Annotated in this window: 23 protein-coding genes; 10 read left to right on the top strand and 13 right to left on the bottom strand. The window is 65.6% G+C overall.

Annotation, left to right across the window (positions count from 1 at the left end; genetic code table 11):
- Window positions 1-72: 72 nt before the first annotated feature.
- The 4 genes from AXYL_RS27150 to AXYL_RS27135 form a co-directional block, all read right to left on the bottom strand.
- The gene (locus AXYL_RS27150; protein WP_013396087.1) at window positions 73-684 is read right to left on the bottom strand and encodes a TetR/AcrR family transcriptional regulator; all 612 of its coding nucleotides are present in this window, start codon (window positions 682-684) and stop codon (window positions 73-75) included.
- Window positions 681-1,301, bottom strand: coding sequence for an NAD(P)H-dependent oxidoreductase (locus AXYL_RS27145; protein ID WP_013396086.1), 621 nt, complete (start codon window positions 1,299-1,301; stop codon window positions 681-683). The genes AXYL_RS27150 and AXYL_RS27145 overlap by 4 nt, the downstream gene beginning before the upstream one ends.
- Window positions 1,302-1,423: 122 nt before the next feature.
- Window positions 1,424-3,832 (bottom strand): TonB-dependent siderophore receptor, encoded by a 2,409-nt coding sequence (locus AXYL_RS27140; protein ID WP_013396085.1) that lies wholly within the window; start codon window positions 3,830-3,832, stop codon window positions 1,424-1,426.
- 126 nt (window positions 3,833-3,958) lie between these two features.
- Window positions 3,959-4,945, bottom strand: coding sequence for a FecR family protein (locus AXYL_RS27135; RefSeq protein ID WP_013396084.1), 987 nt, complete (start codon window positions 4,943-4,945; stop codon window positions 3,959-3,961).
- Window positions 4,946-5,082: 137 nt separating this feature from the next.
- Between AXYL_RS27135 and AXYL_RS27130 the strand changes: the two genes are divergently transcribed.
- Window positions 5,083-5,571, top strand: coding sequence for a sigma-70 family RNA polymerase sigma factor (locus tag AXYL_RS27130; protein ID WP_013396083.1), 489 nt, complete (start codon window positions 5,083-5,085; stop codon window positions 5,569-5,571).
- Between the two features lie 13 nt (window positions 5,572-5,584).
- On the opposite strand, the gene AXYL_RS27125 is transcribed toward AXYL_RS27130, so the two are convergent.
- From AXYL_RS27125 to AXYL_RS27110, 4 genes are all read right to left on the bottom strand, one after another.
- The gene (locus AXYL_RS27125; protein WP_013396082.1) at window positions 5,585-6,736 is read right to left on the bottom strand and encodes an acyl-CoA dehydrogenase family protein; all 1,152 of its coding nucleotides are present in this window, start codon (window positions 6,734-6,736) and stop codon (window positions 5,585-5,587) included.
- 4 nt (window positions 6,737-6,740) lie between these two features.
- Entirely contained in the window at window positions 6,741-7,712 is a 972-nt protein-coding gene (locus AXYL_RS27120) for a Bug family tripartite tricarboxylate transporter substrate binding protein (RefSeq protein WP_013396081.1), read from the bottom strand.
- A 258-nt stretch (window positions 7,713-7,970) separates the two neighbouring features.
- Window positions 7,971-9,002, bottom strand: a complete 1,032-nt coding sequence (locus AXYL_RS27115; protein ID WP_013396080.1) for an NAD(P)H-dependent flavin oxidoreductase — start codon at window positions 9,000-9,002, stop codon at window positions 7,971-7,973.
- Complete coding sequence (locus AXYL_RS27110; protein WP_013396079.1) at window positions 8,999-9,820, bottom strand: IclR family transcriptional regulator; 822 nt, start codon at window positions 9,818-9,820, stop codon at window positions 8,999-9,001. Before AXYL_RS27110 ends, AXYL_RS27115 begins: the two co-directional genes overlap by 4 nt.
- An 81-nt stretch (window positions 9,821-9,901) precedes the next feature.
- Here AXYL_RS27110 and AXYL_RS27105 point away from each other — a divergent pair, with 81 nt between their 5' ends.
- The 7 genes from AXYL_RS27105 to AXYL_RS27075 all read left to right on the top strand — a co-directional run bounded on the left by AXYL_RS27105 (window position 9,902) and on the right by AXYL_RS27075 (window position 17,808).
- Window positions 9,902-11,095 (top strand): iron-containing alcohol dehydrogenase family protein, encoded by a 1,194-nt coding sequence (locus tag AXYL_RS27105; protein ID WP_158307671.1) that lies wholly within the window; start codon window positions 9,902-9,904, stop codon window positions 11,093-11,095.
- 11 nt (window positions 11,096-11,106) lie between these two features.
- Window positions 11,107-12,570, top strand: a complete 1,464-nt coding sequence (locus AXYL_RS27100; protein ID WP_013396077.1) for an aldehyde dehydrogenase family protein — start codon at window positions 11,107-11,109, stop codon at window positions 12,568-12,570.
- A 22-nt stretch (window positions 12,571-12,592) separates the two neighbouring features.
- The gene (locus AXYL_RS27095) at window positions 12,593-13,558 is read left to right on the top strand and encodes a Bug family tripartite tricarboxylate transporter substrate binding protein (RefSeq protein ID WP_013396076.1); all 966 of its coding nucleotides are present in this window, start codon (window positions 12,593-12,595) and stop codon (window positions 13,556-13,558) included.
- Window positions 13,559-13,618: 60 nt separating this feature from the next.
- On the top strand, window positions 13,619-14,368 hold the full coding sequence (locus AXYL_RS27090) for an SDR family NAD(P)-dependent oxidoreductase (protein WP_013396075.1): 750 nt from the start codon (window positions 13,619-13,621) through the stop codon (window positions 14,366-14,368).
- Window positions 14,365-14,862 (top strand): MaoC family dehydratase, encoded by a 498-nt coding sequence (locus AXYL_RS27085; RefSeq protein ID WP_013396074.1) that lies wholly within the window; start codon window positions 14,365-14,367, stop codon window positions 14,860-14,862. Before AXYL_RS27090 ends, AXYL_RS27085 begins: the two co-directional genes overlap by 4 nt.
- Window positions 14,859-16,994 carry an acetate--CoA ligase family protein gene (locus tag AXYL_RS27080; protein ID WP_013396073.1) on the top strand — a complete coding sequence of 712 codons (2,136 nt, stop codon included), beginning with the start codon at window positions 14,859-14,861 and terminating at the stop codon, window positions 16,992-16,994. The genes AXYL_RS27085 and AXYL_RS27080 overlap by 4 nt, the downstream gene beginning before the upstream one ends.
- 67 nt (window positions 16,995-17,061) lie before the next feature.
- Window positions 17,062-17,808, top strand: a complete 747-nt coding sequence (locus AXYL_RS27075) for a citryl-CoA lyase (protein WP_013396072.1) — start codon at window positions 17,062-17,064, stop codon at window positions 17,806-17,808.
- Between the two features lie 19 nt (window positions 17,809-17,827).
- Here AXYL_RS27075 and AXYL_RS27070 read toward each other — a convergent pair whose 3' ends face one another.
- Window positions 17,828-18,487 (bottom strand): glutathione S-transferase family protein, encoded by a 660-nt coding sequence (locus AXYL_RS27070; protein ID WP_013396071.1) that lies wholly within the window; start codon window positions 18,485-18,487, stop codon window positions 17,828-17,830.
- 320 nt (window positions 18,488-18,807) lie between these two features.
- Between AXYL_RS27070 and AXYL_RS27065 the strand changes: the two genes are divergently transcribed.
- Window positions 18,808-19,857: a hypothetical protein gene (locus tag AXYL_RS27065; RefSeq protein WP_013396070.1), complete on the top strand. Its 1,050-nt coding sequence runs from the start codon at window positions 18,808-18,810 to the stop codon at window positions 19,855-19,857.
- 55 nt (window positions 19,858-19,912) lie between these two features.
- Window positions 19,913-21,133, top strand: a complete 1,221-nt coding sequence (locus tag AXYL_RS27060; protein WP_013396069.1) for a hypothetical protein — start codon at window positions 19,913-19,915, stop codon at window positions 21,131-21,133.
- A 14-nt stretch (window positions 21,134-21,147) separates the two neighbouring features.
- Here AXYL_RS27060 and AXYL_RS27055 read toward each other — a convergent pair whose 3' ends face one another.
- From AXYL_RS27055 to AXYL_RS27040, 4 genes are all read right to left on the bottom strand, one after another.
- Complete coding sequence (locus tag AXYL_RS27055; protein ID WP_013396068.1) at window positions 21,148-22,362, bottom strand: hypothetical protein; 1,215 nt, start codon at window positions 22,360-22,362, stop codon at window positions 21,148-21,150.
- A gap of 51 nt (window positions 22,363-22,413) precedes the next feature.
- The gene (locus tag AXYL_RS27050) at window positions 22,414-23,373 is read right to left on the bottom strand and encodes an LLM class oxidoreductase (protein WP_013396067.1); all 960 of its coding nucleotides are present in this window, start codon (window positions 23,371-23,373) and stop codon (window positions 22,414-22,416) included.
- Between the two features lie 98 nt (window positions 23,374-23,471).
- Window positions 23,472-24,095, bottom strand: coding sequence for a glutathione S-transferase family protein (locus AXYL_RS27045; RefSeq protein WP_041654320.1), 624 nt, complete (start codon window positions 24,093-24,095; stop codon window positions 23,472-23,474).
- Window positions 24,096-24,239: 144 nt separating this feature from the next.
- Entirely contained in the window at window positions 24,240-24,914 is a 675-nt protein-coding gene (locus AXYL_RS27040) for a TetR/AcrR family transcriptional regulator (RefSeq protein ID WP_013396065.1), read from the bottom strand.
- Window positions 24,915-25,032: the final 118 nt, after the last annotated feature.

Genomic DNA, 25,032 nt, shown 5'->3' with positions numbered 1-25,032 from the left:
GATGCCGCCGCGCCCGGGGGCGCGGGCGCGGCGGCGAGTCCTTGCTTTAGTGCGATCTGCGTTTTCTCTGGATCATTTGCTGCGCTTGACCATCGCCAAGATGGTCTCCATCAACTCGTCGCGCGCCTGTTCCACGCTGATGTCGCCGGCCACGGCCGCGTGCGCCAGGCCATCGGCCGCGCCAAGCATCGCCCACATGCCGGCGGCCGGGATTCCCGCGGGTCCGGCGTAAGGCGCAAGTATGGCCTGGCATTTTTCGATGAAAGCCTGCTGGTACTGGTGCTTGACGGCGGCCAGTTCCGGCGAGCCGCTCAGCGCGGCCAGCACGCCGGGAATCTCGCGCCCTTGGGTCATGACGCATTCGATGTAGCCCGATGCAATGACCCGGGCCTTTTCCTTCAAGGCCGGCTTGCTGGCGGCGATCGCGGCGTCGATGAGCGCGGTCTGGCGCACATCGAAGTCCTGATACAGCGCCACCAGCAGCCCATTGCGCGTGCCGAAGTGGTCGTAGGCCACCGGCTTCGTGATGCCAGCTTCCGCGGCCAGCCGTCCCAGGGTCAGCGCGTCCGTGCCTTCGTCGCTGATCAGTTGCCAGGCGACATCGAGCAACTGGCGTTGGCGCTCGTCGCGGGATAGCCGGCGCTGCGTGGCGGCTTTGGCGGTGCTTGGTGCTTTTGCTGTCATGGTTCGACTTCCTCCTCGCGGATTACAGCACGCGAGGAGAAAATCTTCCCGCCGATCGCCTGGGCGGTCGCGAGATGCGCGGCGGGAAAACCGGCGTCCGAGGGCAGCAGCAAGTCCGACGTGACCACTTGGGCGCCGCAGTAGCCGAAGATGCCGTGGTCGATCTGCGTCTTCATGGCGCCGAAGTAGCCGTGCCGCGCATAGGTGCGCTGGTTGGCCCCGCCCAGCGCCACCAGATGCACCTTGAGGCGCTGCAGCTTCTTGACCAGCTTGCCGTCCGCGTCTTCATAGGCCCAGCCTTGGGTGAACACCCGGTCGATCCAGCCCTTGAGCAGTCCTGGGAAAGACCACCAGTACACGGGGTAGACCAGGACCAGGGCATCCGCGCGTTCCAGGCGCGCATGCTCCGCGGCGACTTCCGCGAGCGGCTCGCCCCGGCCCATGGCCAGCGCCGTATCCGGCTGGGTGAATCTGGGATCGAAACCTTCCGCGGCCAGATCGGCGATTTCGAAGGAATGCCGGGAATCAGAGGCGGAAATTCCTTCCGCTATCTGTCGTGCCACCGCGTGGGTAAGCGATGCGGGATCGGGGTGGGCGACAACAATGAGCGCATGCATGGCGTCTCGACTCCATCAAAATAGTTAACCTACCAATAGTAACTTACTTTTGGTAGGTTGTGATTTTGATGTGAAATGCGAGGCGGTTCCCCGGGGAAGGCAGCCAAGGCGATGCCGGGCCGCTACCACTTATACGTCACTCGGCCCAGCACCGTCCGGCTTTCTCCGAAGAAGCAGGCGTACGTGCACGAAGCCACGTAGTCCTTGTTGAACAGGTTGCGCACGGTCAGATCGGCCATCCAGCCCTTGAGCGCAGGGCTGCGCGCGCCAAGGTCGTAGCGCAGCGCAGCGTCGAACAGCGTGTAGTCGCCGACCTTGGCGGTATTGGCGCCGTTGAAGGAAGATCCGATGTAGCGCACGCCGGCTCCGACATTCAACCCTGCCAGCGCGCCGGATTGCACGGTGTAGTCGGACCAAAGCGAGGCCATGTTGCGCGGCACGGCCTCGGGCGTGCGGCCCAGCGTGTTGGAGTTGCTCTTGGTGATTTCGGCATCCGTGTAGGTGTAGGCCGCGATCAGGTTCCATCCCGGAGTCAGATTGGCGGTAGCGGACAGTTCAAGACCGCGCGACCGGACCTCGCCTTCCTGCACGTTGTAGATGGAGTTGTCGGGATCGGTCGTGGGAACGTTGGTACGCGTGAGTTCGAATATGGACGCGGTGATGAAGGAGTTCGAGCCGCTGGGCTGATACTTCACGCCAGCTTCCCATTGTTTTCCCTTGGTGGGGTCGAAAGGGGCGGTGCCGCGCGCGGGCGAGGTAGTGCCAGTCTGAGGCTGGAATGAGGTGGAGTAGCTGACGTACGGAGCCACGCCATTTTCCGCCAGGTAGAGCAAGCCGACGCGGTATGTAAACGCATTGTCGTCAGTGCGTGTGTTGCTGTCATTGAGCTTGTTGAGCGTCTTGCTGTCGGCGCTGTCGTAGCGGCCGCCGAGGACCAGTACCAGTTTGTCGTCGAACTTGATCTGGTCCTGCAGGTACAGGCCGACCTGGCTGCGCTTCTCGTTGGTGTAGGTATTGGGCTCGGCCGGAAGGACCACGGACGACCCATACACGGGATCAAAGAAGTTGATCGGCGTCAGGTTGTTGTAGCCGGCATACTGCTTGCGCGTGAAGGAAGTCTCGGTGTAATCAAGGCCGAACAGCACGTTCTGTTTGAAACGGCCAGTCTCCCACTTCGCTTCGAACTGGTTGTCGACGCTGACGCCATGCGCGTCGTCGTCGCGCCGGTAGGCGCCGCGTTCGGCTGTCGAAAAATTGCTGCCGGGCACCCAAGTGTTCCAGTACACATGGTTCACCCGGTTGCGGGATTGGGCGTAGTTAAGGTTCTGCCTGAATTGCCATGTTTCGTTGAAGCGGTGCGCGAATTGGTAGCCCACGTTGCCCACTTCCTGGTTCCACTTGCTCCAGTCGGGTTCGCCGGTAAAACGGTCGCGCGCGATGCGGCCGTTGGGATTGGGTAGCACCGACCCTTCCAGCGGATACCCGGCGTTGTTGATGGTCTTGTTCTTCAAGTAGCTCGCAAGCAAGGTCAGGGAGGTGTCGGGCGCAATGCGCCAGGTGAGCGCGGGCGCCAGGTAGAGACGATCATCCGGAATATGGTCGATCATGGTGTCGGCGTCGCGCACCAGGCCGGTCAATCGGTAAGTGAGCCGCCCCGCGTCATCGAGAGGGCCGCCGAAGTCGCCCGCCAGTTGCCTGTTGTTGTGCGAGCCGCCGCTGAGTTGCAGTTCGTGCAAGGGCGTGTCGGTCGGCCGCTTCGACACCACGTTGACGATCCCGCCAGGCGAGGCTTGGCCATACAGGACAGACGCGGGGCCTTTCACGACTTCAATGCGATCGAGTGCATAGGGCTCGGACATCGCGCTGTAATGCGGTAGCGGCACTTTCAGGCCGTCGCGGAACATGACGCCCGGGTTGGTGCGGACATCGAAGCCGCGAATGATGAACGGGTCATCGGTGCGGTTGAAGCCTTCCTGCACCACGATGCCAGGGATGTAGCGCACTGCATCGCCCAGTGTCTGCGGGTTCTGTTCCCGGATCTGCGCGGCCGTGACCACCGAGATCGATTGCGGCACTTCGATCAGCGGGGTATCCGTCTTGGTGCCGGCCAGTGTGGCCGTGGCGACATAGGTGTCAGCGTCGGGCAAGGTCCCCACGACATGTACTGGCGGCAGCGTGGCCGTGTGGGGCTGCGGGGTCAGGGTAACCGTGTCGTTCTGGATCGAATAGCGGATGCCGCGGCCGTTTATCAGGCGTTCCAACGCCTCCGCTGGCTCCATGCGGCCACGTACGCCCGGACTGCGCAGGCCTTCGACCAGGTCCTGGCTATACAGGACCTGCAGCCGCGCCTGATTGCCAAGCTCATGCAAGGCGCGTGACAGGCTCTGGGATGGAATATCGATATCGACCGGCGCTGCTTGCGTCGAGGCGGCGCCTAGCCACGCGCATGCCCCCAACAGCGGCAGGAGGAAACGGTTGGGGATAAAGGGAACAAGCGGTGCGCGGGAGGACGCGGTCGATCTGGCTCGCATGGGCTGTCCAAAAGGGATTGAAAATAATTACCGTTATCAATCCCTGAGACGAAATCCGCGGCCCCGCTAGGAACGGGAAATTGAAACTAAATGAAACTTTAACGCCGAATAGGCGTCAGCCGGGCGCTATGGCGCCGGGCCAGCCACCAGGGCCAGGCTGCCGTCCGGACGCCGCAAGGAGCGGACGGGAAGAATGTTGGGCAGAGCCTGAGCCAGCTCGGCAACATTGCGTATTTCGTAGGTGCCTCCCAGGCGCAGGCCAGCGATGGCGGGGTCGATCGAGGTATAGCGCGCCTCGACGGGCAGGTAGCGGTTGATCTGCATGATGGCGTCCCGCAGCGTGGTGTTGTCGAGCACCAGCTTGCCGTTGCGCCAGGCGGTCGACGCCGAGCCGCTGACGGTACGGGTCTGCGGCTCGTTGCGTTCGGTGTAGCGCGCCTGCGTCAGCGCTTGCATGCTTACCTTCCTGCCGCCTGTGTCGGTGCGCAAGTCGACGCTGCCTTCGAGCAGGGTGACGACGACGGTATCGCCGGATTTCCAGACATTGAATGCGGTGCCGGTAACGGTGATGGTGCCGCGGCCCGCCTCCACCACGAAAGGTTGGTTAGCGTCGTGCGACACGCGGAAATAGGCCTCGCCGTCGCTCAGGCGTACGCGCCGGGTGTCGCGGTAGTTGCGATACACCATGGAGGTGTCGATGTTCATGTCGACCTCGCTGCCGTCGCCCAACGTGACGGTGGTCATCTGCGTGCCGCTGGCATACCGATGATAGGCACTGGGGAGCAGGGCGAACCACCAACCCGCGGCCCAACAACCCAGAGTTAGCGCGCAGGCGCCGAGCGCCCAGCGGGTGTAGGGACGCGGCGTGCGCGATGCCCGGGCGGGAGCCGCTCCGGTCGCGGGGGTAGCCGGCAGTTCCCGGGACAGCGACCACAGATCACGCACCGCTTCGTACTCGCGGGCATGGCGCGGATCTGCCTCGAGCCAGGCCTGCAGAGCGGCGCGATCCTGTTCGGAACAGGATTCGTCGTGTATGCGCACGCACCATTCGACGGCCTGCTCGGTCAGGAGATCATCCTGGTTGCCGGAGAAAGTCGTGGGAGGGACGGCCATGGCAGTTAATATGAATGAGATTTGTTACACTTCGGTCGCGCTGCGGCGCCGAGGGGTGGAACGCATGGAATCAGGTGGGATTATCCAGGATTTCACCCGTCGCGCCTTATTCGGAATCATCGCGGGGGAATGTCCGAATGGAGCAGTACTACAAAGAGTTGCTGCGGTTTCTAGGGCGTAAGCTCGGCGACGCGAACGACGCTGCCGACGTGGCCCAGGAGGCTTATGCGCGCGTGCTGGACCGCAACGCTGAGTGCGTCATCGCCCAGCCGCGGGCCTTCCTGTTTCGCGCTGCGCTCAATCTTTGCTCTGATCTGTACCGCAGCCGGCGCGGCATTCAGGCGCTGTCGCTCGATGCCGAAGCGGAAGCCGTGCGATGCGAGGCGCCGCTGCAGGAAGAGCAGCTATATCGCCGTCAGCAATTGACGCGTCTGGAGCGGGCCCTGGATGAACTGCCGTCGGCGTGCCGCCGCGCATTCCTGATGCGGCAGGTCGAAGGCATGTCTCACGACGAGATCGCCCGCAAGCTCGACATATCCACCGACATGGTGAACAAGCATCTCACGCGCGCGCTGCGGCATTGCCGCACCCGGATGCGTGCCTGGGAGCACGACGCCGGCGTTTAGGTTTTTCCGCTGCCTAGCTGATCGCGTTCATCCCCAGGATCTCCCGCCCCGCGATCAGCGTCTGGATCTCCGTCGTGCCTTCGGGAATCATGCCGCCGCGCGTGTCCCGGAAGATGCGCTCTATCGGGTACTCCTCCGAATATCCCAGCCCGCCGTGCACTTGCAGCGCCATGTTGGCCACTTCGTGGGCGGCCTCGGTGGCGTAGAGCTTGGCGATGGAGCAGGCCTGGCGCACGTCCTTGCCGGCTTCCAGCGCGTGGGCGGCGCGCATGCCCAGGGCGCGCGCCGCTTCGACGCGGACCGTCATGTCGACGATGTGCTTTTGCACCAGCTGGAAGCTGCCGATGGGGCGGCCGAACTGTTCGCGCTGTTTCGCGTAGTCGATGGACATGTCCAAGGCTGCCTGCGCGGCGCCGACGGCGCCCATGGCGATGTTCAGGCGCGCGGCGTCCAGGCCTTTGAGGGTGCCGGCGAGCGCCGCGCCTTCGACGCCGACCAGGTTTTCCTTCGGGATGCGCACGTCGGTGAAGCCGAGTTCGGCCGTGCCGGTGCAGCGCAGCACCATGGTGTCGAGCTTGCGCACGTCGTAGTTGGCAAGCGCTCGTTCCACGATGAAGGTCGACAGTTTGCCTTCGCAGGTGGGGCTGAATGTGCGCGCGACCACCATGGCGAAGTCGGCGTCGCAGCCGTTGGTGATCCACAGCTTGCGGCCGTTGATGACCCATTCGTCGCCTACCAGCTCGGCCCGCGTCTGGATGCCGGCGATATTGGAGCCGGTGTTCGGTTCCGTCAGGCCGGTGCAGGCCTTGAGGCGGCCGGCCATGAGCGGCTTGAGGTACTTCTCCTTCTGCGCCGGCGAGCCATGAGCGGCCAAACGCTTGATGGAGCCGTTGGTGATGTTGACGATGGTGCGCAGCGACAGCCAGTGGTAGCCCAACTCTTCCATCATCATGGCCCAGGTGGGCATGTCGATGCCGTGTCCGCCCTGGTCTTCCGGCAGGTTGCCGCCCAGGTAGCCGAGTTCCGCCAGCTTGGGCATGAGGTCGAACGGAAAGGTCCGCGCCTTTTCGTGCTGCGCCACGATGGGCGCCACTTCCGCCTGCATGAAGCGGCGGATGCTGTGCTGGAGTTCCTGCTGTTCGGGCGTCAGGTCGATGTTGCTCATGCGTTTACTCCAGCTTCAGGTTGGCACGTTCCACGAGATCGCGGGTGACCTCGCGGTGCTCCGCCCAGAACTTGGCGAACGCCTCGGGCGAACTGCTGACCAAGGGCGTGGCGATACGCTCGAACCGTTCCTGCACGATAGGCATGGCGGCAGTTTCTTCCAGGGCCTGGGCCAGCTTGTCGATGATGGGCTTGGGCGTGCCAGCGGGGACGACTACCGCCTGCCAGGTGGTGACCTTGAAGCCCGGCACGCCGGACTCGGCGATGGTGGGCAGGTCCGGCAGATCCTTGACGCGGGCGGCGCCGCTGACGGCCAGCGGGCGCAGCATGCCGTCCTTGATATAGGGGAGGGAACTGGAGCGGCTGTCGATCATGAAGGTCAGCCGTCCGGCGATCAGGTCTTGCAGTGCGGGGGCGCTGCCCTTGTACGGCACGTGCGTGAGTTTGGTGTTCAGCGCCAGCGCCAGCGAGGAGGCCGCGGTGTGCGCCGAACTGCCGTAACCCGGCGATCCATAGGTGAGCGTGGCCTGCTTGTCCGCCTTGATGGCGGCGATCAGGTCCGCCATGGTCTGGTAGGGCGAATCCTTGGGCACCACCACCACCAGCGGCGAATCCGTCAGTTGCGCCACGGGCGCGAAGGCCTTGGCCGGATCGACCTTCAGATCTTTGTACAGGTACTGGTTGACGGCGATGGTGGCCGCGTTGGTCCACAGGATGGTGTAGCCGTCGGCGGGGGCGCTGGCCGCGGCCAGCAGCGAGAGATTGCCGTTGGCGCCCGGCTTGTACTCCGGGATGACGGGCTGGCCGAGCTTCTTGCTCAATTCGTCCTGCATCATCTTGAACGCGATGTCGGAAGGCCCTCCCGGCGCAAACCCGATCACTGCCCGTATCGGCCTGTCCGGCCATTCTCCGGCCGTGGCCGCCGTCGCGAAGCCGGCGGCCAGCAGGGCTGCCGCGACCAACTTGCTGAACTTCATTCTTGTCTCCTGTTTTTCTGGGTTGAGCGCGCTTGTGATGCGCTTGGCGGACTCTTGGGTGGTCCGTTTTATAATTCACTTAGCGAATTAATAATTCGTTCAATGAATTGATGATACTGCGGCTGTCGGGACGCCGCAATAACGGGCTTGCGGCCTGCGGCCAAATCGGCCGCATATGCGCATGAAAAATCCCTGCCGCGCGCAAAGGCGGGGCAGGGATCCAGGGCTGTGGAACATTCCGCTGGCGCGGGATCGAACTCAGGCGGAATCGACCATCCGCCTGAAGCGCGCGCTGGCCTGCACGCATTCCTGCTGCAGCCGCCGGACGATGCTCTCCACGGGCTCGATGGCTCGCGCAAAGCCCACCGCCGGTCCCATGGACAGCATGCCTTCTTCGTGTTGGCCCGCCTGGTAGGCAAGGGCCTGGGTGCGCTCGCCGCTGATCAGTTCGCCGAAGTCCGCGTAGCGGTTCGCGCCGGCCTGCTCCAGGGCGGCGACCTTGCGCGCGTTTTCGTTGTCGAGGATGCGCCAGGTGTCGCCCAGGCTGCCGAGCACGGCGCGGGTGCCGTGTTCGCTGGTGTCGACCACCCGCTGCTTGTAGGCGGTGTGCGCCGGGGTTTCCAGCGCAGGCGTGAAGACGCTGCCCATCACCACCGCGTCGGCGCCCAGCGCCAGCGCCGCGGCGATCTGCCGGCCGTGGCCGATGCCGCCGCCCAGCGCCAGCGGAATGCGCAGCTGTTCCAGGGCGTAAGCGCCGTTGAGGAAAGTGGGCAGCTGATTGCTGCCTGGGTGGCCGCCTTCTTCCATGCCGACCAGGGTGACCGCGTCCACGCCCATCTTCTGCGCCGCGACGGCGTGGCGCACGTGCGCGCATTTATGGATGACGATGGCGCCGGCCTCGCGCAGGGTGGGCAGCAGCGGCGTGGGCGGCAGCCCCGCCGTCTCGAAGAGACGCACGCCTTCTTCCAGCGCGATGCGCAGCCGCGTCAGCATGGCGTCGTTGTGGGCCGCGCGGCGCGACAGCGTGAGGTTGACGCCGAAGGGCAGGCCGCCTGTCAGTTCGCCGCAGTCGCGCAGCGCCTGCCTGAAATCCTCGTCCGTGCGCGAACTGCGCGCGGTGATGAAGCCCATGCCGCCGGCGCGCACCATGGCGGCCACCAGGCGCGCATCGGACAGCCACATCATGCCGCCCAGCAGCAGCGGCCAGCGTATACCCATCAGTTCGGTGATGCGGGTGGGCCAGCGTGGCGGAACCTCAGTGGCATCGGCCGGCGCGAGAGGCTGGTTCACACGTGCCTCCCCATCAGCAAGATGGGCTGCAACTCGCCTGCCAGCCGCTGCAGCGTGGGGCCCGCCTCGTCGAGCATCAGCGATCGCGGCAGCAGCGCCGCAGGGCCGCCGCAGCTGACCACGTAGCGTTCGCCGGCGGGCAATTCGATGGCGGCGGCCACCGTATTGATCTGGTAGGCGGGGCGCTCGTGATAGACGAAGCCGCGCTCCGCATACAGGGCGATGGCTTCGGCGATGGCTTGTTGTTCCGCGGCGTCGCCGGCCTTGCCGGATGCGCGGGCTTCCTGGAGCAGGGTCTCGCGTTCCTCGGGCGAGCAGCAGGCCAGGTAGGCCCAGCCGATCGCGCTATGGAACAGCGGAATGCGCGAACCCACGCGCAGGTTCATCAGCAGCGGCGAGTTCCCTTGGCAGCGCAGCAGGTAGACGATGCTGTCGCCGTCGCGCCGGCCCAGGGCCACCGCCACCTGGTAGCGGTCGGCCAGGGATTGCAGCAGCGGCCGTATGACGTCCAGCGCTTCCTGTCCCGCCAGCGCGGCGCCGCCCAGCGCGATGGCGGCGATGCCCAATTGCAGCTTGTCCTTGCCCGGCACGGCGGTCAGGAATCCCGTCTTTTGCAGGGTATGGCACAGCCGCCAGACCGTGGGTTGGGCCAGGCCGGTCAGATGTGCCAGTTCCGTCGTGCCCAACATGCGCCGTTCCGCGCTGAAGCAACGCAGGATGTCGAGCCCGCGGGCCAGCGCGGTGACGAACTGGCGGTCGGGTTCGGCGGAGTCTTCAACTGCGTCGTTGGCGGGCGTGCGGGATGAGGCTCTTGACATGGACAAGCTCCTTTTCTATTATCAATTCACTAAATGAATTATAAATTCGCATAGCAAATTATGCAAGATCAGGAGGACGATGTGAGCGGTCAGCAAGATTGTGCGCTTCAGGCCCAGGGCGTGATGGCTTGGCCGGGCGTTTGTCACTGGGGCGCGGACGCCCTGGCCAGAACGCTCGCCGCTGCCGGCCCGCGCCTGCGCCTGCCGCTGGTGGTGACCGACGCCGGCACCTGGGGGGCGCTGGGGCCTGCCGTTGAGGCGGCGCTTGCGGCCGTGCCGGGACTGCAATGGCATGTCTATGACGGCGTGGTGCCTAACCCCGCCATCGCGCAGGTGCGGGCGGCGCTGGGTACGGCGCACGACCTGGACTGCGCCAGTATCCTGGCCGTCGGCGGCGGCAGCGCCATCGACGTGGCCAAAGCGGTTTACGCCTGTCTGGCTGGCGGACTGGAAGCCGACGAATTGGCGACGCCGCGCGGACAGGCCTGGCTGAACTCCGCCGTCGAAGGCACTGATCCGCTCTTCATCGCCGTGCCCACGACCTCGGGCACCGGAAGCGAAAGCAGCTCGGCCGCGCTGATCCAGGGCGACGACGGCCGCAAGCGCCTGTACCGTTCACTGCGCGCACGCCCGTCGCTGGTGGCGTTGCAGCCCGATCTGACGCTCAGCCTGCCGCTGCGCCCCACCGCGCAAGGCGGCTTCGACGCGGTGCTGCATGCGCTGGGCGCGTGGATCAACACCGATCCTTCCCCGGTCGGCAAGGCCATGGCCTTGCAGGCCTTGCGCCTGTGCATGCGGGCGCTGCCCGACGTGCTGCGCGCGCCGGACAGCCTGCGTGCGCGCGCCGACATGCAGATGGGCGCCTACATGGCGGGCCTCGCCATCGGCATGAGCAAGGTGGACGCGGTGCATGCCATGTGCACGCCGCTGGAATCGCGGGTCCATATGGCGCATGCGGAAGTGCTGGGCCCGATCTTCAGCGTGGTGGCGCGCCACACGGCGCAGACCGCCGCCACACCTTACGCCGAGGCCGCACGCGCCCTGGGCATAGCCGCCAGCGAAGACGAACAACAGGACGCCACGGCCCTGATCGAGGCGGTCGAGTCGCTGGCGCGGCTGGCGGGCATTCCCCTGCGCTTCGCCGGATTGGCGCTGTCGGCGCAGGACGCCGCGCAGCTTGCCAGCCAGGCCATGCTGAGCGCCTCCATGCCCATCAATCCGCGCGTACTCGCGCACGAAGAAATCCAATCCCTATACCTGCAAATGGCCGCGTAAGGAGCGCCCGCATGGATGTCATAGATTCCCACCCCTACGAACTGTTGATCGGGGAAAGCTGGCGCGCAGGCGCCGAAGGCCGCACGTTCGAGACCTTCAATCCGGCCACGGCGCAGGTGCTTGCCCATGTGCATGAAGCCTCGGCCGCCGACGTCGACGCCGCCGTGCAGGCCGCGCACACCGCCTTCGAGACGCATTGGCGCAAGACCACCCCAGCCCAGCGCGGCAAGCTGCTGCGGCGCCTGGCCGAGTTGTTCGAGCGCGACCGCGAGAAGCTCGCCTGGATCGAAACGCTGAACGTGGGCAAGCCCATTACCCATTCGCTGGATTCGCTCAAGGGCATGCCGGCATCGCTGGAGTACTTCGCAGGCATCATTCCGGCCCTGCGCGGCGAGACCATACCCGTGGGCAACATCGATGTGCTCAATTTCACGATACGCGAGCCGCTGGGCGTATGCGCGCTCATCATGCCGTGGAATTATCCGATGACGCTTACCGTCAACAAGCTTGGTCCGGCGCTGGCCGCGGGCAATACGGTGATCCTCAAACCCTCGGAGGTGACGCCGCTGTCCACCATGGCGCTGGCGCGCCTGTTCGAGGAAGCCGGCTTTCCGCCGGGCGTGGTCAACGTGGTCAACGGCCCGGGCGCCACGGTGGGCGAACGGCTGGTCACCCATCCGCTGGTGTCGCGGGTGTCGTTCACCGGCGGCACCGTGACGGGCGCGCGCATTCTGGCGGCAGGCGCCGCGGACGTGAAGCGGGTCACGCTGGAATTGGGCGGCAAGTCGCCGCTGATCGTTTTCGAGGACGCGCCACTGGACCAGGCCGCGGCCGTGGCGGCGGGCGACATCATCAAGAACTCCGGCCAGGTGTGCATCGCCTGCACCCGTCTGCTGGTGCAGGAATCCGTGCGCGAGGAATTCCTGGGCCTATTGACGCAACGCCTGGACGCCGTGCGCATCGGCTCGCCCGCCGACCCGGCCACCGAGATGGGGCCGCTGGTCAGCGCGGCCCAGAAGCAACGTGTAGAAAAGTACGTAGCGCTGGCGCAAGAAGAGGGCGCGCTGCCGGCGCACTACGGGACCATGAAGCTGGAAGGCGACACGGCCAAGGGCTATTTCGTGTCGCCCACGCTGCTGCTGAACTCCCATGCACGCATGCAAAGCGCGCAGGACGAGATCTTCGGCCCGGTGCAATCCCTCATCGGCTTCCGCGACGAGGCCGACGCCTTGCGCATCGCCAACGACACGCGCTACGGCCTGGCCGCGGTGCTGTACACACGCGACGGCGGCCGCGCCCTGCGCATGGCGCGCGGCCTGCAATCAGGCAGCGTGGCCATCAACACGGGCCTGCGCACCTCGTTCGACGCGCCCTTCGGTGGCTACAAGCAGTCCGGCATCGGCAAGGAGCGCGGGCTGGAAGCCATCTACGAAAACACACAGCTCAAGAACGTCAAGTACGACACCACCATCTAGCGTGTCGCCCAGGAGAGACAACATGAAGTTCATCGTCAAACTGGCCTCGGGCCTGGCCGCCTGCGTGCTGGCGGCGGGCGCGCACGCGGAATGGCCCGACCGGCCCATCCGCATGGTCATCGGCTTCGCGCCCGGGGGCGCTTCGGACATCGCTTTCAAGATGGTGCAGGACGAGCTGTCGAAAAAGCTGGGGCAGCCCATCGTGCCGATCTACAAGCCAGGGGCCAACGGCAATATCGCCAACCAGGCCGTGGCCACGGCCGACCCCGACGGCTACACGGCGCTGTGGGCCAACGTCGGACCGCTGGCCATCAACACCTATCTCTACAAGGGTGTGCAGGTCGATCCGGGCAAGGCGTTCGTGCCGGTCACGCAATTGACCGATTCGCCGCTGGTGGTGGTGGTACCCAAGTCTTCGCCGTTCCAGACCATGCAGGACCTGGTGCAGGCGGCGAAGAAGCCCGACGCAGGCCTTTCGTACGGCTCCGCCGGACATGGAAGTTCCATGCACGTTGCCGGCGCCGCGCTGTCGCTGGCCCTGAACGCGCCGATGACGCACGTGCCCTACAAGGGTAGCGCCCCGGCCTTGCAGGACCTGATCGCCGGGCGTCTGTCCTTCATGGTGGACAGCCGTTCCACCACTGCGCCCTTCATCAAGGAAGGCGCGTTGCGCGCGCTTGCGGTCAGCGGCGACCAGCGCGTGTCCGACATGCCCGACGTGCCCACGGTGGCCGAATCCGGGGTGCCGGGCTTCAAGGTGACGACCTGGCAGGCCGTGGTCATGCCCGCCGGCACGCCCCAGCCCATCGTCGACAAGTTCTCAGGCGCGTTGCGCGAAACCTTGCAGATGCCCGAGGTCCGGGAGCGCTTTGCGCGCATCTACACGCCGCTGGTGGGCAGCACGCCGGAAGCCTTCGCGGCGTTCTGGGCCAAGGAACGGGCGGGCGCCAAGGCCTTGGTGGAACAGGCGCGCTTGCAGGTCGATTGAACGCCGGGCCCGGTCGGGCCAGGCGCGGCAGGAACATTGAAACTTGAATGGAATGGCATCATGGATCTGGAATTGAAGGGTTGCACCGCTTTCATCACGGGCGGCGCGGGCACCTTGGGCATGGCAATGGCCAGGCGCTTCGTGCAGGAAGGCTGCAATGTGGTGGTGTGCGACGCCAATGAAGAGGCGATCGAATCGGCCTGCAAGGAACTGTCGGCCCTGGGCGGGCAGGTGCTGGGCGTGCGCGCCGACGTGACCAACAAGGACGAGGTAGGCAGCGCCGTGCAGCAGGCGGCGCAGCGTTGGCAGAAAGTGGACATTCTGGTCAACAACGCGGGCTTCGCGCGCGACCGCTATCTGACCAAGATGTCCGAGGAAGATTGGCACGCGGTGCTGGACGTGACGCTGCTGGGCGCTTTCCATTGCTCGCGCGCCGTGCTGCCGCTGATGATGGAGCAGCGCTTCGGCCGTGTCATCAACATCGCCTCGCGCGCCCATCTGGGCAATCCGGGGCAGACCAATTATTCGGCCGCCAAGGCCGGGCTGATCGGCTTCACCCGTTCGCTGGCGCTGGAGTCCGGCAAGTTCGGCATCACCGCCAATGCGGTCGCTCCCGGCGTCATCTCGACCCCGCGCATGCAGAAGCGCCCCGACTATGAAGACCTGACCGAACGCGCCAAGACCAACACGCCGGTCGGCCGTCTTGGGGATCCGGCCGACGTGGCCGCTACGGTGGCCTTCCTTGCGTCGCGCCTGGCGGGTTTCACCACGGGCGAAACCGTGCACGTGACGGGAGGGCGCTACGCATGAGCACGCCATTCGATCTGGACGAACACCTGGGCCGGCGCCTGTACTTCGAGGACCTGGTGTCCGGGCAATCCTGGGAGAGCCCGCGCCGCACGGTCACCGAGGCCGACGTGGTGCAGTTCGCCGGGCTGTCCGGCGACTACAACGCCCTGCACACGGACGCGGTGTTCGCCGCCGGCCATCCCTTCGGCCAGCGCGCCGCGCACGGCATGCTGACCCTGGCCATCGCCTCGGGCCTGACCACTCGCATGCCGGTATACCGCCTGATGGACGGCACCCGGCTGGCGCTGACTGAACTGCGCTGCCAATGGCGCAAGCCTGTGCTCATCGGCGACACCATTCATGTCGAGCTGAGCATAGGCGAGAAGACGCTGTCGCAGAAGCGCCCCGGAACGGGACGTGTCACCATGCTGCGCACGGTGAAGAACCAGAACGGCGAGACCGTGGTGGAATCCGAATGGACCACCTTGATGAAATGCCGACCGGAGGCCGCATGAGCGCGAGTCCTTCCCAGTTCGATCCCAAGGTCAGCTTCGACGATCTGGTGGAATTGACGCGGCCGCGGTCGGTCATGATCGTGGGCGCTTCCAGCAAGCCGGGCACACTCGGCCACACCACCGTGGTCAACGTGTTGGAGCATTCGGATTTCGACGGCGAGGTGCATCTGGTCAACCCCAAGGGCGGCGAGCTTTTCGGCAAGCCCTTGCATGCCAGCGTGGACGCGGTGCCGGTCCATGGCATCGATGTGGCTTTGTTGCTGGTGCCGGCGGAATCCGCCGTCGCCACGCTGCGCGCTTGCGCCGAGAAAGGCGTGCGCTACGCCATCGTGTTCACGGGCGGCTTTGCCGAACTGGGCGAGGCGGGACGCTCGGTCGAGGCCGAGATGCTGGCACTGGCCCAGCGCAGCGGCATGCGCCTGTATGGCCCCAACTGCGCGGGCATGACCATGCTGGCGCCGCGCCTGGGACTGACCTTTTCCACTGAATTCCGCAACGACGGCAGGACCGGCAAGCTTTCGCGCATCGGCCTGGTGACGCAGGGCGGCGGCCTGGGCCGTTCGCTGATGCAGGGCAACGAACGCGGCGTGTGCTTCTCGCGCTGGTTCTCCACCGGCAACGAACTGGACCTGGACAGCGCGGATTTCATCAACTGGCTGGCGCATGATCCCGGCACCGACCTGATCTGCACCGTGATGGAAGGCATCCGCAGCGGCCCGCGCTTCATCGCGGCGGCGGCCGCCGCCCGCCGCGCGGGCAAGCCGCTGATCGCGCTGAAGATCGGCCGCTCGGATTTTGGCAAGAAGGCGGCGCAGTCGCACACCGCCTCGCTGGCCGGAGAGGATGCCGTCAACGATGCGGTGTTCTCGCAGTACGGCGTCATCCGCGTGGAAGACCTGGATGAGCTGCTGGACGTAGCCAGCCTGATATCGCGCGTGGGCGTGCGCAGCTTGCGCAATATCTGCGTGTATTCGTCGTCGGGCGGCGCGGGCGTGCTGTCGGCCGACAAGGTGGGCGAAGCCGGTCTGGCCATGGCCGTGCTGGCGGACGCAACGGTGGCAGAGATGGCGCGGCATGCGCCTGCCTACGCGGCGCTGACCAATCCCGTGGACCTGACCACCAAGGCGCTGACCGATCCGGAGCTGGCCCGGCGCTGCCTGGCGCCATTGTTCGCCGATCCGGGCGTCGATGCCGTGCTCTATCCCATCACTTCCAACTATTCGGCCAGCACCGAAGGACTGGTGCGCAACATGCTGGCCGTGGCGCGGGGCGGGGCCAAGGCTTTCGTGCCCGTCTGGATGAGCAGCCGCCGCGGACCGGCCCACGATCTGTTGATCCAGGAAGGCTTCGCGCCCGTCTACAGCCTGCGCAATGCCATGCAGGCGCTCAAGCGCGTCAGCGGATATGCGGAACAATCTGTGGAAGAGGTTCAGGACGTTCCGCCCGCGGGTTTGCCGGCAGCTGCGCCTGCCGTTCAACTGCCCTGCAACGAAGCGCAGGCCAAGGCGCTGCTGGCGCAGTATGGCGTGCGTTCGCCTAGGGAATCCCAGGCTGCTTCCGCTGAAGCGGCGGCAGCGGCGGCGCGCGCCATCGGCTTTCCCGTGGCGCTCAAGCTGGTGGCTGACGGCGTGTTGCACAAGAGCGAAATCGGTGGTGTGCAGCTGCGGCTGCGCGATGAGGCCGAGGTGCGCGAGGCTTTCGAACGCATCCTCGCGAACGCGGCGCGGCATCAGGTGCCGGCCGCCGCCATCCGCGGCGTGCTGGTGTCGGAAATGGTGGTGGACGGCGTTGAAATGCTGGTGGGCCTGCATCGCGACGAGGTCTTCGGCCCGGTGCTGAGCGTGGGCGCGGGCGGCGTGTGGGTGGAGGTCGACGCCGACGTGGCGCGCTGCCACTTGCCCGCGAACCGCGCGCAGATCGAGCAGGCGCTGGATCAGACGCGCATCGCGCGCCGCCTGGCCAGCCATCGCGGCCTGCCGGCGCGGGACAAGGCGGCTCTGGTGGATGCCGTGCAGCGCATCGCGGCATTGTTCACCGCCCTGGGCGATGGCGTGCAATCGCTGGAGGTCAACCCGCTGGTGGTGCTGAACCAGGGCCAGGGCGTGGTGGCCCTGGACGCGGTCATCGAATAGCGAACCGGTGCAGCGGCCGTCCTCCATCCTGGAGGCCGCTGCCCCCAAAAAAATACGGAGATTTCAGATGTTCGACAGCAAGATCGGCGGCGGCGACGCCCATACCATCCTGGTGCGTGGCCATGACCTGGTGCAGGACCTCTTCAAGCGCGACTTTATCGACGTTCTGGCCTTGGAGCTGCTGGGCGAGTTCCCCACGCCCCAGCTCAAGACCATGCTCAACCTGTTCCTGGTGAGCGCGACCGATCATGGCCTCACGCCCAGCGCCTTGTCGGCGCGGCTGACCCTGCATGGCGCGCCCGAGGCCATGCAGGGCGCCCTGGCGGCGGGACTGCTGGGCGCCGGCAGCCGTTTCCTGGGCGTGATCGAATACGCCGCGCGCTTCCTGCGCGACGCCTTGCCCCCACAGGACAGCTACACGGACGGGGAACTGCGCCAGTATGCCGAGGAATGCGTCAAGGCCAACAAAGCGGCCAAGCGCAAGATTCCTGGCGTGGGGCATCCGATACACGTGGACGGCGATCCCCGTTGCGAAAAGATGTTCGAGATCGCCCGGGACTGCGGCTACTACGGCAACTATTCGCGCTTTGCCGTGGAGTTGGCCGCGGCGGCCGCCCGGCAGTCGGGCCGCAAGATTCCGTTGAACGCCACCGGGGCCAAGGGCGCCATCGTGCTGGACATGGGCCTGACACCGGAACTGGGCAAGGCGCTGACGATGATAGGCCGCTCGGTGGGCCTGATGGCCCACATCATCGAGGAACAGAAGAACCCCATCGCCCAGAAGGTATGGGACATGGCCGCCGGCAACGAGTGAGGTTCCAGGCGGGCCGGAATCAGTCCCGGTCCGGCGCGCCCAGCGGGAACAGCGGCCGGTATGGCCGCGCTTCTTCCACGGCCCGCGCGAACGACGGACGCGCCAGCAGGCGCGCCCGATACGCGCGCAACACCGGATACGCCTCGGCGATCCGGTGCGTCCAGTCGCCATAGAACAGCGACGGCGCGGCGGCGCAGTCCGCCAGCGTGAAGTCCTCGCCAGTCGCCCAGGTCCTGCCGGCCAGATGCGTTTCCAGCCAGGCGTAGGCGACTTCCAGTTTTTCCACGGCCAGCGCCAACGTTTCCCGGCGCTTGGCCTCGTCGCCAGACAGCGCGCCGCCGACCGCATGCTGCGTCCAGTTCATGACGTGCAGGTCGAAGAAGCGATCCAGGAAGCGCACTTCCAGGGCGGCCTTGGGATCGGCGGGCAGCAGGCGCTGCGGACCGGGATGCTCCAGCTGCAGGTGCTCGATGATGATGCTGGTCTCGGCGACGTTGCGGTCCCCGTCTTCCAGCAGCGGAAACTTGTGCAGAGGCCAGCGCCGCAGCCATTCGGCCGCGTGTTGCGGCGTGTCGGGGCCGATGCATCGGAACTCGAACGGGGTGCCGTTTTCGTACAGGGCGATCAACACCTTCTGCGTGTAGGAGGAAAAGGGATGGCCGTAAAGCGCGAGCGACATGGGGGGTCTCCGGGCGGAATCGCTATGGACGACGCCTAGCGTCGCCGAGACGGGAAACAATCGCAACAAATAATTTCAAACCCTTTGTGTCAGCGATCAGGGTGCCCACGCCTGGCGGCTGGGCGGCGCGGGTTCGCAGCCCGCGCCGTTGCTGGGCTCGCTGCCGAGATGCATGGCCGGGCGCTTGAGTGAGTCCGCGGCGCGCCGGATCAGCTCCGGCCAGGGCGTGTTTCAGCCGTCACGCAAGGATTGCGGTCCGGCCCCGAGCCAGTAGTATCCGCGCTCAACAGACCGATACCGCTTACACCAAGGACCACTCCATGACCCTGACGCGCCCGCGACTTGCCCTGTCCGCCCTGACGCTCACGCTGGCCCTGTCGGGCTGCGCGCAGCACCCGTTCCTGAGCGCCGAGGGCACCAGGAACGATCCGCGCTACGCTCAACTGCTGGACCTGATCGACGCGGCGCTGAAGGACGATATGGCCGTGGTGCTGGTGGCCGATATCATGCCGCATCGTTCGCTGGGCGACGCGTTGGAAATGACCAAGTGGACCTCGCACGTCATCTGGATGTTCGAAAAGGACCCGCGGATCACCTTCAGCCGCCGTTTCGAGACCAATGCGCTGCAGCGGGACAAGAACGCGACTTATCTGTTCCAGGCTTTCGAGGTGCATATCCTGCCGCCCGGCAAATACCTGCTGACCGGCGGCGACGACTACAAGCTGAATGCGCTGCTTGAGCAGGTCGGCGCTCCGGGCGGCAAGGTGGGTTCTGGCCGCGGCGCCAACGGCACTGCCTATCTGTCGCCCGAGCTCTACCGCGAGTTTTACCGGGAAACCAACTGGCGCGACGCTACCTACGGCACCGAAACCAAGACGCGCAAGGTCTGCACCGCCGTGCACATGGCTTCGGGCGCCTGCGTGAGCTGGGGCGAGCAGCAGTACAGCGAGACCACGCAGCTCGGTGCGGCGGGCTACGTCGAACAGACCGATTCCCGCGACATTCCGGCGATCAAGGTGCAGGCCCGCATCCCGCCGCAGCAGGCGCTGGCAAGCTTCACGCTCAAGGGCGGCCAACTGGTGCTGAGCCAGCGTATGCATTTGAAGACGCCTAGCTACAAGTACCGGCAATCCGCCTGCCGCGCGGTCGATCCCAAGATGATCGAATGCCCGCTTGAAGACCTGACCGTCTACACTCGCCCGGCGCCCATGGAGTTCACGCAGAAGTACATCGAGCGGCTTGCGAACGTGAGCGATGAGCACCGTAAACTCCTGTCGACGATGATACCGATGCAGATCACGCCGCTGGGCAAGCAGGGTATGGAAGACCCGGTCTGGGGGGTGCCGCTGTCGCTGCGCAAGGGCAAATAGACGGCCAGCGTAGCGGCGCAGCGCTGCCAGGCCGCAACTGACGAGGACGATCCACTTGAAGAAGATCCGGGATTACTGGTTCGGCATCGCGGTTTCCCTCCTGCTGGCGGGACTGCTGGCATTCCTGGGCGTCGTGTTCGTTTCCACCCCCAATCTCGGTTGGGGCGCGCAGGCGCTGCTGAGCTATGGCGTGTTGTTCGGCGGGCCGCTGGCCGTGGTGTTGGCGCTTTGCTGGATCGTGTACATGGTGCGCGACAAGGGCCAGGTGCCGGGGCGTGTCCATGGCTTGATGTTCCTGCCTGCGGTGCTTGCCCTGGCCATCGTGCCCGTCAGCGACTCCATCGAGCAGGGCCGGTACGACCGCTTTCGGGCGTCTCACCCCGCGATCGATGAGGTCCACGTCAATCTGAGCGGGCGCACCATCTGGACGGACAGGCGCGGCGGAAGCTTGTCTTCCGGCTCGTCGCCGTACCTGGAGCCCGGGTCGGCAGTGCAATACATGTTTTCGCGCTTTCATCGCTATCCGAACCAGGGGGCATCGGCCAGCGAGAATTTCCCCTACCAGGGCGCGCGCCTGAAGGACGGCGTGGACTACTACGTGTACTCAAGCCAGGACGGAAGCCCGGGCGCGTCCGTGCCGTTGAAGCGCCTGCCGTATCCCGATCTGGGCAAGCTGCCCTCGGCGTCCTCGCAGGGCGAGGCTGAGGTGGTGGTCTATCACTACTACCACTATGCCGACCACGTCGAGGTTGCGCCTGGCCTCGCGCGCTTCGCCGGCACGACCGATGAGCGGATGGAGTCGGCGGGGATGCCTGGGTTGGCGATATTCGGCCTGCAGAACCTGACGCCGCAGACCATCGCCAGGGTGGAGATCAACGGCCAGGCCTACGACATGGGTTCGTACGCGACGCGCAGCGTGTTGTCGCGGCCTTGCGATCCGGTGCGTGGCGGCAGCCCGGTACTACTTGATCTGGAGCAGCCCTTGCGGGTGCGTTGGCAGACGCTGGAACAGCCCGGGATCTGGCGCGAGGCGACGGTAAATGTGCCGGCCTTCAGCGCGGCGAGTAGCAAGGATCCGGGCAAGGGCCTGTTGCGCGTGCGCCTGTACTTCCTGCCCGACGGCACGGTGACAGCCGAGCGCTACCGGGAGATCCGCGTGCGCGGCGAACTCTCCGTCCGCGCCACCGGGCTGCCCGCCGCCGCGCAAGCCCATACGGGCTGCGGCGGCGCGTATTTCGGCTACAACCCGCAGACCGTGAAGCTGCTGGGCAACTGAAGCCTGCGTGCGCGCTATACGTCTTCAATGCGCCGCGATGGCGCGAGGGGCGTGCCCAGATCCAGCATGGCGTAGAGCCGCTGGGTGAAACGCTGGCGCCGGGTGGGCCGGCCCATGCGCCAGCGCGTGTCCAGCCACAGCAGGGGCAGGGCGAAGCCCAGCCACACGACGAAGAAGAGCGCCAATAGGAAGACCGCCAGTTCGGGAAAGTCCTGGAACGAGCCATCGTCCGATCCCGCGAAGTACTGCAGGCCGACCACGAACAGCCAGGCGGTCAGCAACAGCGCGCCCATCAGCTTGAGCATGCGCGCGCGCTGGCTCATGCCTACGCGGATGGGGGTGTCCCGGCCTTGTTCGCCGCCGTAGTAGCGGTGGCACATATAGCAGCGGCCGTCTTCAAGATTGCGCAGCGCATAGACGACGCGCTGTCCGTCGTGGGCCGGGGCCGCGCGCACCGCCATTTCGACGCGGTCGTTCTCGGCCAGGAAGGGCAGCGCGTCGCCGAACGCTTCCTGGGCGATCATCACAAAGTTCTCGCCATTGACGGCGTAGCGGTAGATGCCATAGTTGGGACCTTTGTGGACCTGGCGCATTTCATGCGTGAGGCCGACGAGATGGCCCCGCACATGTCCGATGGGCGGTTCGCCTTCGTCCTGCGTCGATAGCGGCTCCAGGCGTGGCGGCTTGGGCGGCGGGGAGGGCGAGCCGGCTGCGGGCCGTTGCTCGGGATCGAAGAGCGCCTCGCTCGCCAGTATCAACGGACGGTGGCGGCGGTTATGCCAGAGGCCATGCAAGGCCGACCCCGCCACTACCAGCGCCACCAGGGCGACGACCAGCGAAAAGACCATCAGGAACACGCGCGTGAGGCTGGCGATGCCGAGCAGCCACGCCAGCCATACGAACGCCGCGGCGATCGCGCCGCCGATGGCGGCCTCGCGCCAGCCGCGCCGTTTCAGGGTCTGGTAGTAGCGCGGCGGGATGGGATCTCCGCGCGCTGGAACCGCCCAGGAGAAGACCGCCTGCTCTTCTTCGCCGTCCATCACGCCCATGCGCACGGGGATGCCCTGTTGGTGCAAGCGCTGCAGCTGGTTGATCTGCGGCGCCTCCAGCCCGGCGGCGATCACGGCTTCTGTTCCGATGCGCAGGAACGCATCGTGCCGCACCAGAGGCACCGCGAGGCGGATCTGGTCGATGGTTCCTTCGAGGATGCGGGCGGAGGGCTGCGCCATGACGGGGTGCGGGATGAAAACCGTCAAGGATAGCGTAGCGGCCTCCGTGGGCTACCAGGCATCCGGCAAGGTCGCCGGCCCCTGATGCGTGGGGAAATGCGGCAGCACTTCCTCCGCCAGTTCCTGCAGCACTTCCGCGGCAGGCCGTTGCGAGAACTGGATGCCGATCGCGGCGTGATTGACCCCGGCCGCCTGCCATTCCTCCAGCAACGCGATCAAGCCTTTCCTGCCGGTGCGCAGCACGAAGCCGTTGTGCAAGGGCGTGCGCGGATGGTCGGGGTCGTCGGCCAGGTCCAGCCATTCGTTGGTCATGTGCGGACGGAAGCCGCCATCGGGTATCAGCGCGCGCCAGGCGCGGATTTTTTCGCCCAGGCGCTGTGGTCCCATCGGGGTATCCGTGGCATCGGGATAGGTCAGCCAGCCATCGGCGTGCTCGGCAATCCACGGCAAGGACTGCCCCGACGAACCGGTGACGATGAGCGGAATGACGCCCGCAGCGGGCTTGGGCAGGAATTCCGCGCGGCTGAAGCGCCCCAGCGACGAATCGATCTCCAGGCGTCCTGGGCGCATGAGCTGGCGGAAGTACGAGACAGCTTCGGCGAAACGCGTTGCGCGCTCGTCATGGTTCAGCCCATAAGCGGGAAACTCGACTGGCCGGTCGCCCGATGCGATCCCCAGCACCAGCCGCCCGCCCGACAGTTGGTCGATGGTGTTCGCCGCCTTGGCCAGATCGATGGGGTGGCGCAGGGAAAAGATTGCGCTCCCCGTCGCCAAGGCGATCTTCTTCGTTTGCGCCGCCAGAAATGCCAGGTAGGTGAACGGATCGAAGACCTGGCCGGCATCTCCGAAGGAAGGGGAGTACAAGGGCACGTCGCGCACCCAGACGGCAGCAAAGTCCTGCCGGTCGATCTGCCGTACCAGTTCCGCCTGGCCCGCAAGGACCGCCATGCTGCCTTCGTAGAAGCGCAGCGGCAGGAAAATGCCCAGGGTCAGGCGATCGGGTGCGAACATCCGCCGATAACCGGGATGCGCGGAGAAGGCGAAGTGCGACGCTCCGGCCGTGTCATGGAGCGAGTGAGTGGTATCCATTGCGACAGTCCTCGATGCTTTCAGGCGCCCGTTGCCGGCGCAGGCAGGGTGATGCCTTTGGCGACCGCAGGCCGGGCCGCCACGCGTTCGTGCCATGCGCTCAGATGCCGGTGATGGCTGAAATCGAAGTCGATGATGCGCGCGATATGGCTCCAGCCGAAATGCGCGATGTCGGCGATGGAGTAGGTGTCGCCAGCAAGATAGGAATGGTCGGCCAGCCTGCGGTCCAGCACCGCGAGCGCATCCTCGGTCAGGCGTTGGTAGCGTTCCAGCGCGGCAGGGTTGCGCGCCTTGTCGAACACTTCGAAGTTCACGCGCTGTCCGATGATGGGGCCGACGCTACTGGAATGGAATTGCAGCCACTTGATCGCTTCCCACCGGCCTTGGGTGTCCGCGGGCAGCAGCTTCCCGGTTTTTTCAGCGAGGTATAGCAGTATTGCCGCCGACTCGAACAGCACGACCCCGGTGTCTTCGTCGGTGAGGGCCGGGATGCGGCCATGCGGGTTCAGCGCAAGAAACTCCGGCTGGCGGTGCTCGCCCTGCGCGATGCGCACGTGATGCAGGCGGTAGGGCAGTGCCAGTTCCTCGAGGGCAATCGTGGCCTTGTAGCCGTTCGGAGAACTGTCGGTGTATAGGTTCAGCATGGGCTTGCTCATTCAAGATTGGCTAGATATTCAGGATTCGCTGCGGTCTGGAAATTCTCCTTCCTGGAAGAGACCGGGTACAGCGATCATTTCTCAATCTTGAATTTAGGAAATCTAAAAGCAGGGCCATGCCTGCGCCGCAGGTCAACCGCGCGATTGCTTCAACTGCGCAGGGACACGCTTTTTGGCCTGTTCCGCAACAGCTTGCCGTGGGCCATCTTCCAGCATGGCCAAGAGGCCGATGATGAGCGCCTGCATGCCCTGATCCAGTTCCCCTTCCATTTCGGACTCTTCCGCCGCCCGTTCCGCGTCCACCACCGGCTCCAGCCCGGCGACTGAATACACCGTGTCGGCGACCGCCATGCCGTGGAAGGCCACGGTCGCCAGCAGGATGCGGGACTGCTCCCTGGAAATGCCGTAGGCATCGGCGATATGGCGCTGTTGCTCGGTGATTTTCGCGAGCATGGACGGGGTGGCCGCCAGCCTGCGGATCACATAGGGCGTCACGCCTGGATGCGCCTTGACGAATTCCCGCACGGACGCGGCGAACAGGGTCAGGTACTGCTTCAATTCGCCGCGCTCGTTGCTACAGGCTTGCGGAATCTGCCAGCGGCTGAAGATCTCTTCGGCGACCAGGCGCTTGAGTTCTTCCAGGCTGGGCACATGCTTGTACAGCGCCATATGGCTGACGCCGAGCGCCGCCGCGAGTCCGACGAAGGTGATGTTCGGCAGGCCCATTGCAATGCCGGCGTCGGCAATACGCTCCCGGGTGATGGTGGGAGGGCGTCCCCGCGCCGGGCGGCGCTCTGGCGGTGTCATGGCTGTTCCTTGGTTCCTGGCGTCATCCAGCCGCCACTTTAACCCGGCCCGATTTATTTAGTTTATGGTCATGCAACTAATTAGAGAAATTAGTTTATAGTGATGCAAATAATTATCA

The organism is Achromobacter xylosoxidans A8, assembly GCF_000165835.1.
Classification (GTDB): Bacteria; Pseudomonadota; Gammaproteobacteria; order Burkholderiales; family Burkholderiaceae_B; genus Achromobacter; species Achromobacter xylosoxidans_B.
Note: the sequence above shows the minus strand (reverse complement) of the source record. Positions and strands in the feature narration are given on the sequence as shown.

Bases quoted from the DNA above. Each gene is read 5' to 3' on its own strand.
- AXYL_RS27150 (WP_013396087.1), bottom strand. From the start codon at position 684: ATGACAGCAAAAGCACCAAGCACCGCCAAAGCCGCCACGCAGCGCCGG.
- AXYL_RS27145 (WP_013396086.1), bottom strand. From the start codon at position 1,301: ATGCATGCGCTCATTGTTGTCGCCCACCCCGATCCCGCATCGCTTACC.
- AXYL_RS27140 (WP_013396085.1), bottom strand. From the start codon at position 3,832: ATGCGAGCCAGATCGACCGCGTCCTCCCGCGCACCGCTTGTTCCCTTT.
- AXYL_RS27135 (WP_013396084.1), bottom strand. From the start codon at position 4,945: ATGGCCGTCCCTCCCACGACTTTCTCCGGCAACCAGGATGATCTCCTG.
- AXYL_RS27130 (WP_013396083.1), top strand. From the start codon at position 5,083: ATGGAGCAGTACTACAAAGAGTTGCTGCGGTTTCTAGGGCGTAAGCTC.
- AXYL_RS27125 (WP_013396082.1), bottom strand. From the start codon at position 6,736: ATGAGCAACATCGACCTGACGCCCGAACAGCAGGAACTCCAGCACAGC.
- AXYL_RS27120 (WP_013396081.1), bottom strand. From the start codon at position 7,712: ATGAAGTTCAGCAAGTTGGTCGCGGCAGCCCTGCTGGCCGCCGGCTTC.
- AXYL_RS27110 (WP_013396079.1), bottom strand. From the start codon at position 9,820: ATGTCAAGAGCCTCATCCCGCACGCCCGCCAACGACGCAGTTGAAGAC.
- AXYL_RS27100 (WP_013396077.1), top strand. From the start codon at position 11,107: ATGGATGTCATAGATTCCCACCCCTACGAACTGTTGATCGGGGAAAGC.
- AXYL_RS27095 (WP_013396076.1), top strand. From the start codon at position 12,593: ATGAAGTTCATCGTCAAACTGGCCTCGGGCCTGGCCGCCTGCGTGCTG.
- AXYL_RS27090 (WP_013396075.1), top strand. From the start codon at position 13,619: ATGGATCTGGAATTGAAGGGTTGCACCGCTTTCATCACGGGCGGCGCG.
- AXYL_RS27085 (WP_013396074.1), top strand. From the start codon at position 14,365: ATGAGCACGCCATTCGATCTGGACGAACACCTGGGCCGGCGCCTGTAC.
- AXYL_RS27080 (WP_013396073.1), top strand. From the start codon at position 14,859: ATGAGCGCGAGTCCTTCCCAGTTCGATCCCAAGGTCAGCTTCGACGAT.
- AXYL_RS27075 (WP_013396072.1), top strand. From the start codon at position 17,062: ATGTTCGACAGCAAGATCGGCGGCGGCGACGCCCATACCATCCTGGTG.
- AXYL_RS27070 (WP_013396071.1), bottom strand. From the start codon at position 18,487: ATGTCGCTCGCGCTTTACGGCCATCCCTTTTCCTCCTACACGCAGAAG.
- AXYL_RS27065 (WP_013396070.1), top strand. From the start codon at position 18,808: ATGACCCTGACGCGCCCGCGACTTGCCCTGTCCGCCCTGACGCTCACG.
- AXYL_RS27055 (WP_013396068.1), bottom strand. From the start codon at position 22,362: ATGGCGCAGCCCTCCGCCCGCATCCTCGAAGGAACCATCGACCAGATC.
- AXYL_RS27050 (WP_013396067.1), bottom strand. From the start codon at position 23,373: ATGTTCGCACCCGATCGCCTGACCCTGGGCATTTTCCTGCCGCTGCGC.
- AXYL_RS27045 (WP_041654320.1), bottom strand. From the start codon at position 24,095: ATGCTGAACCTATACACCGACAGTTCTCCGAACGGCTACAAGGCCACG.
- AXYL_RS27040 (WP_013396065.1), bottom strand. From the start codon at position 24,914: ATGACACCGCCAGAGCGCCGCCCGGCGCGGGGACGCCCTCCCACCATC.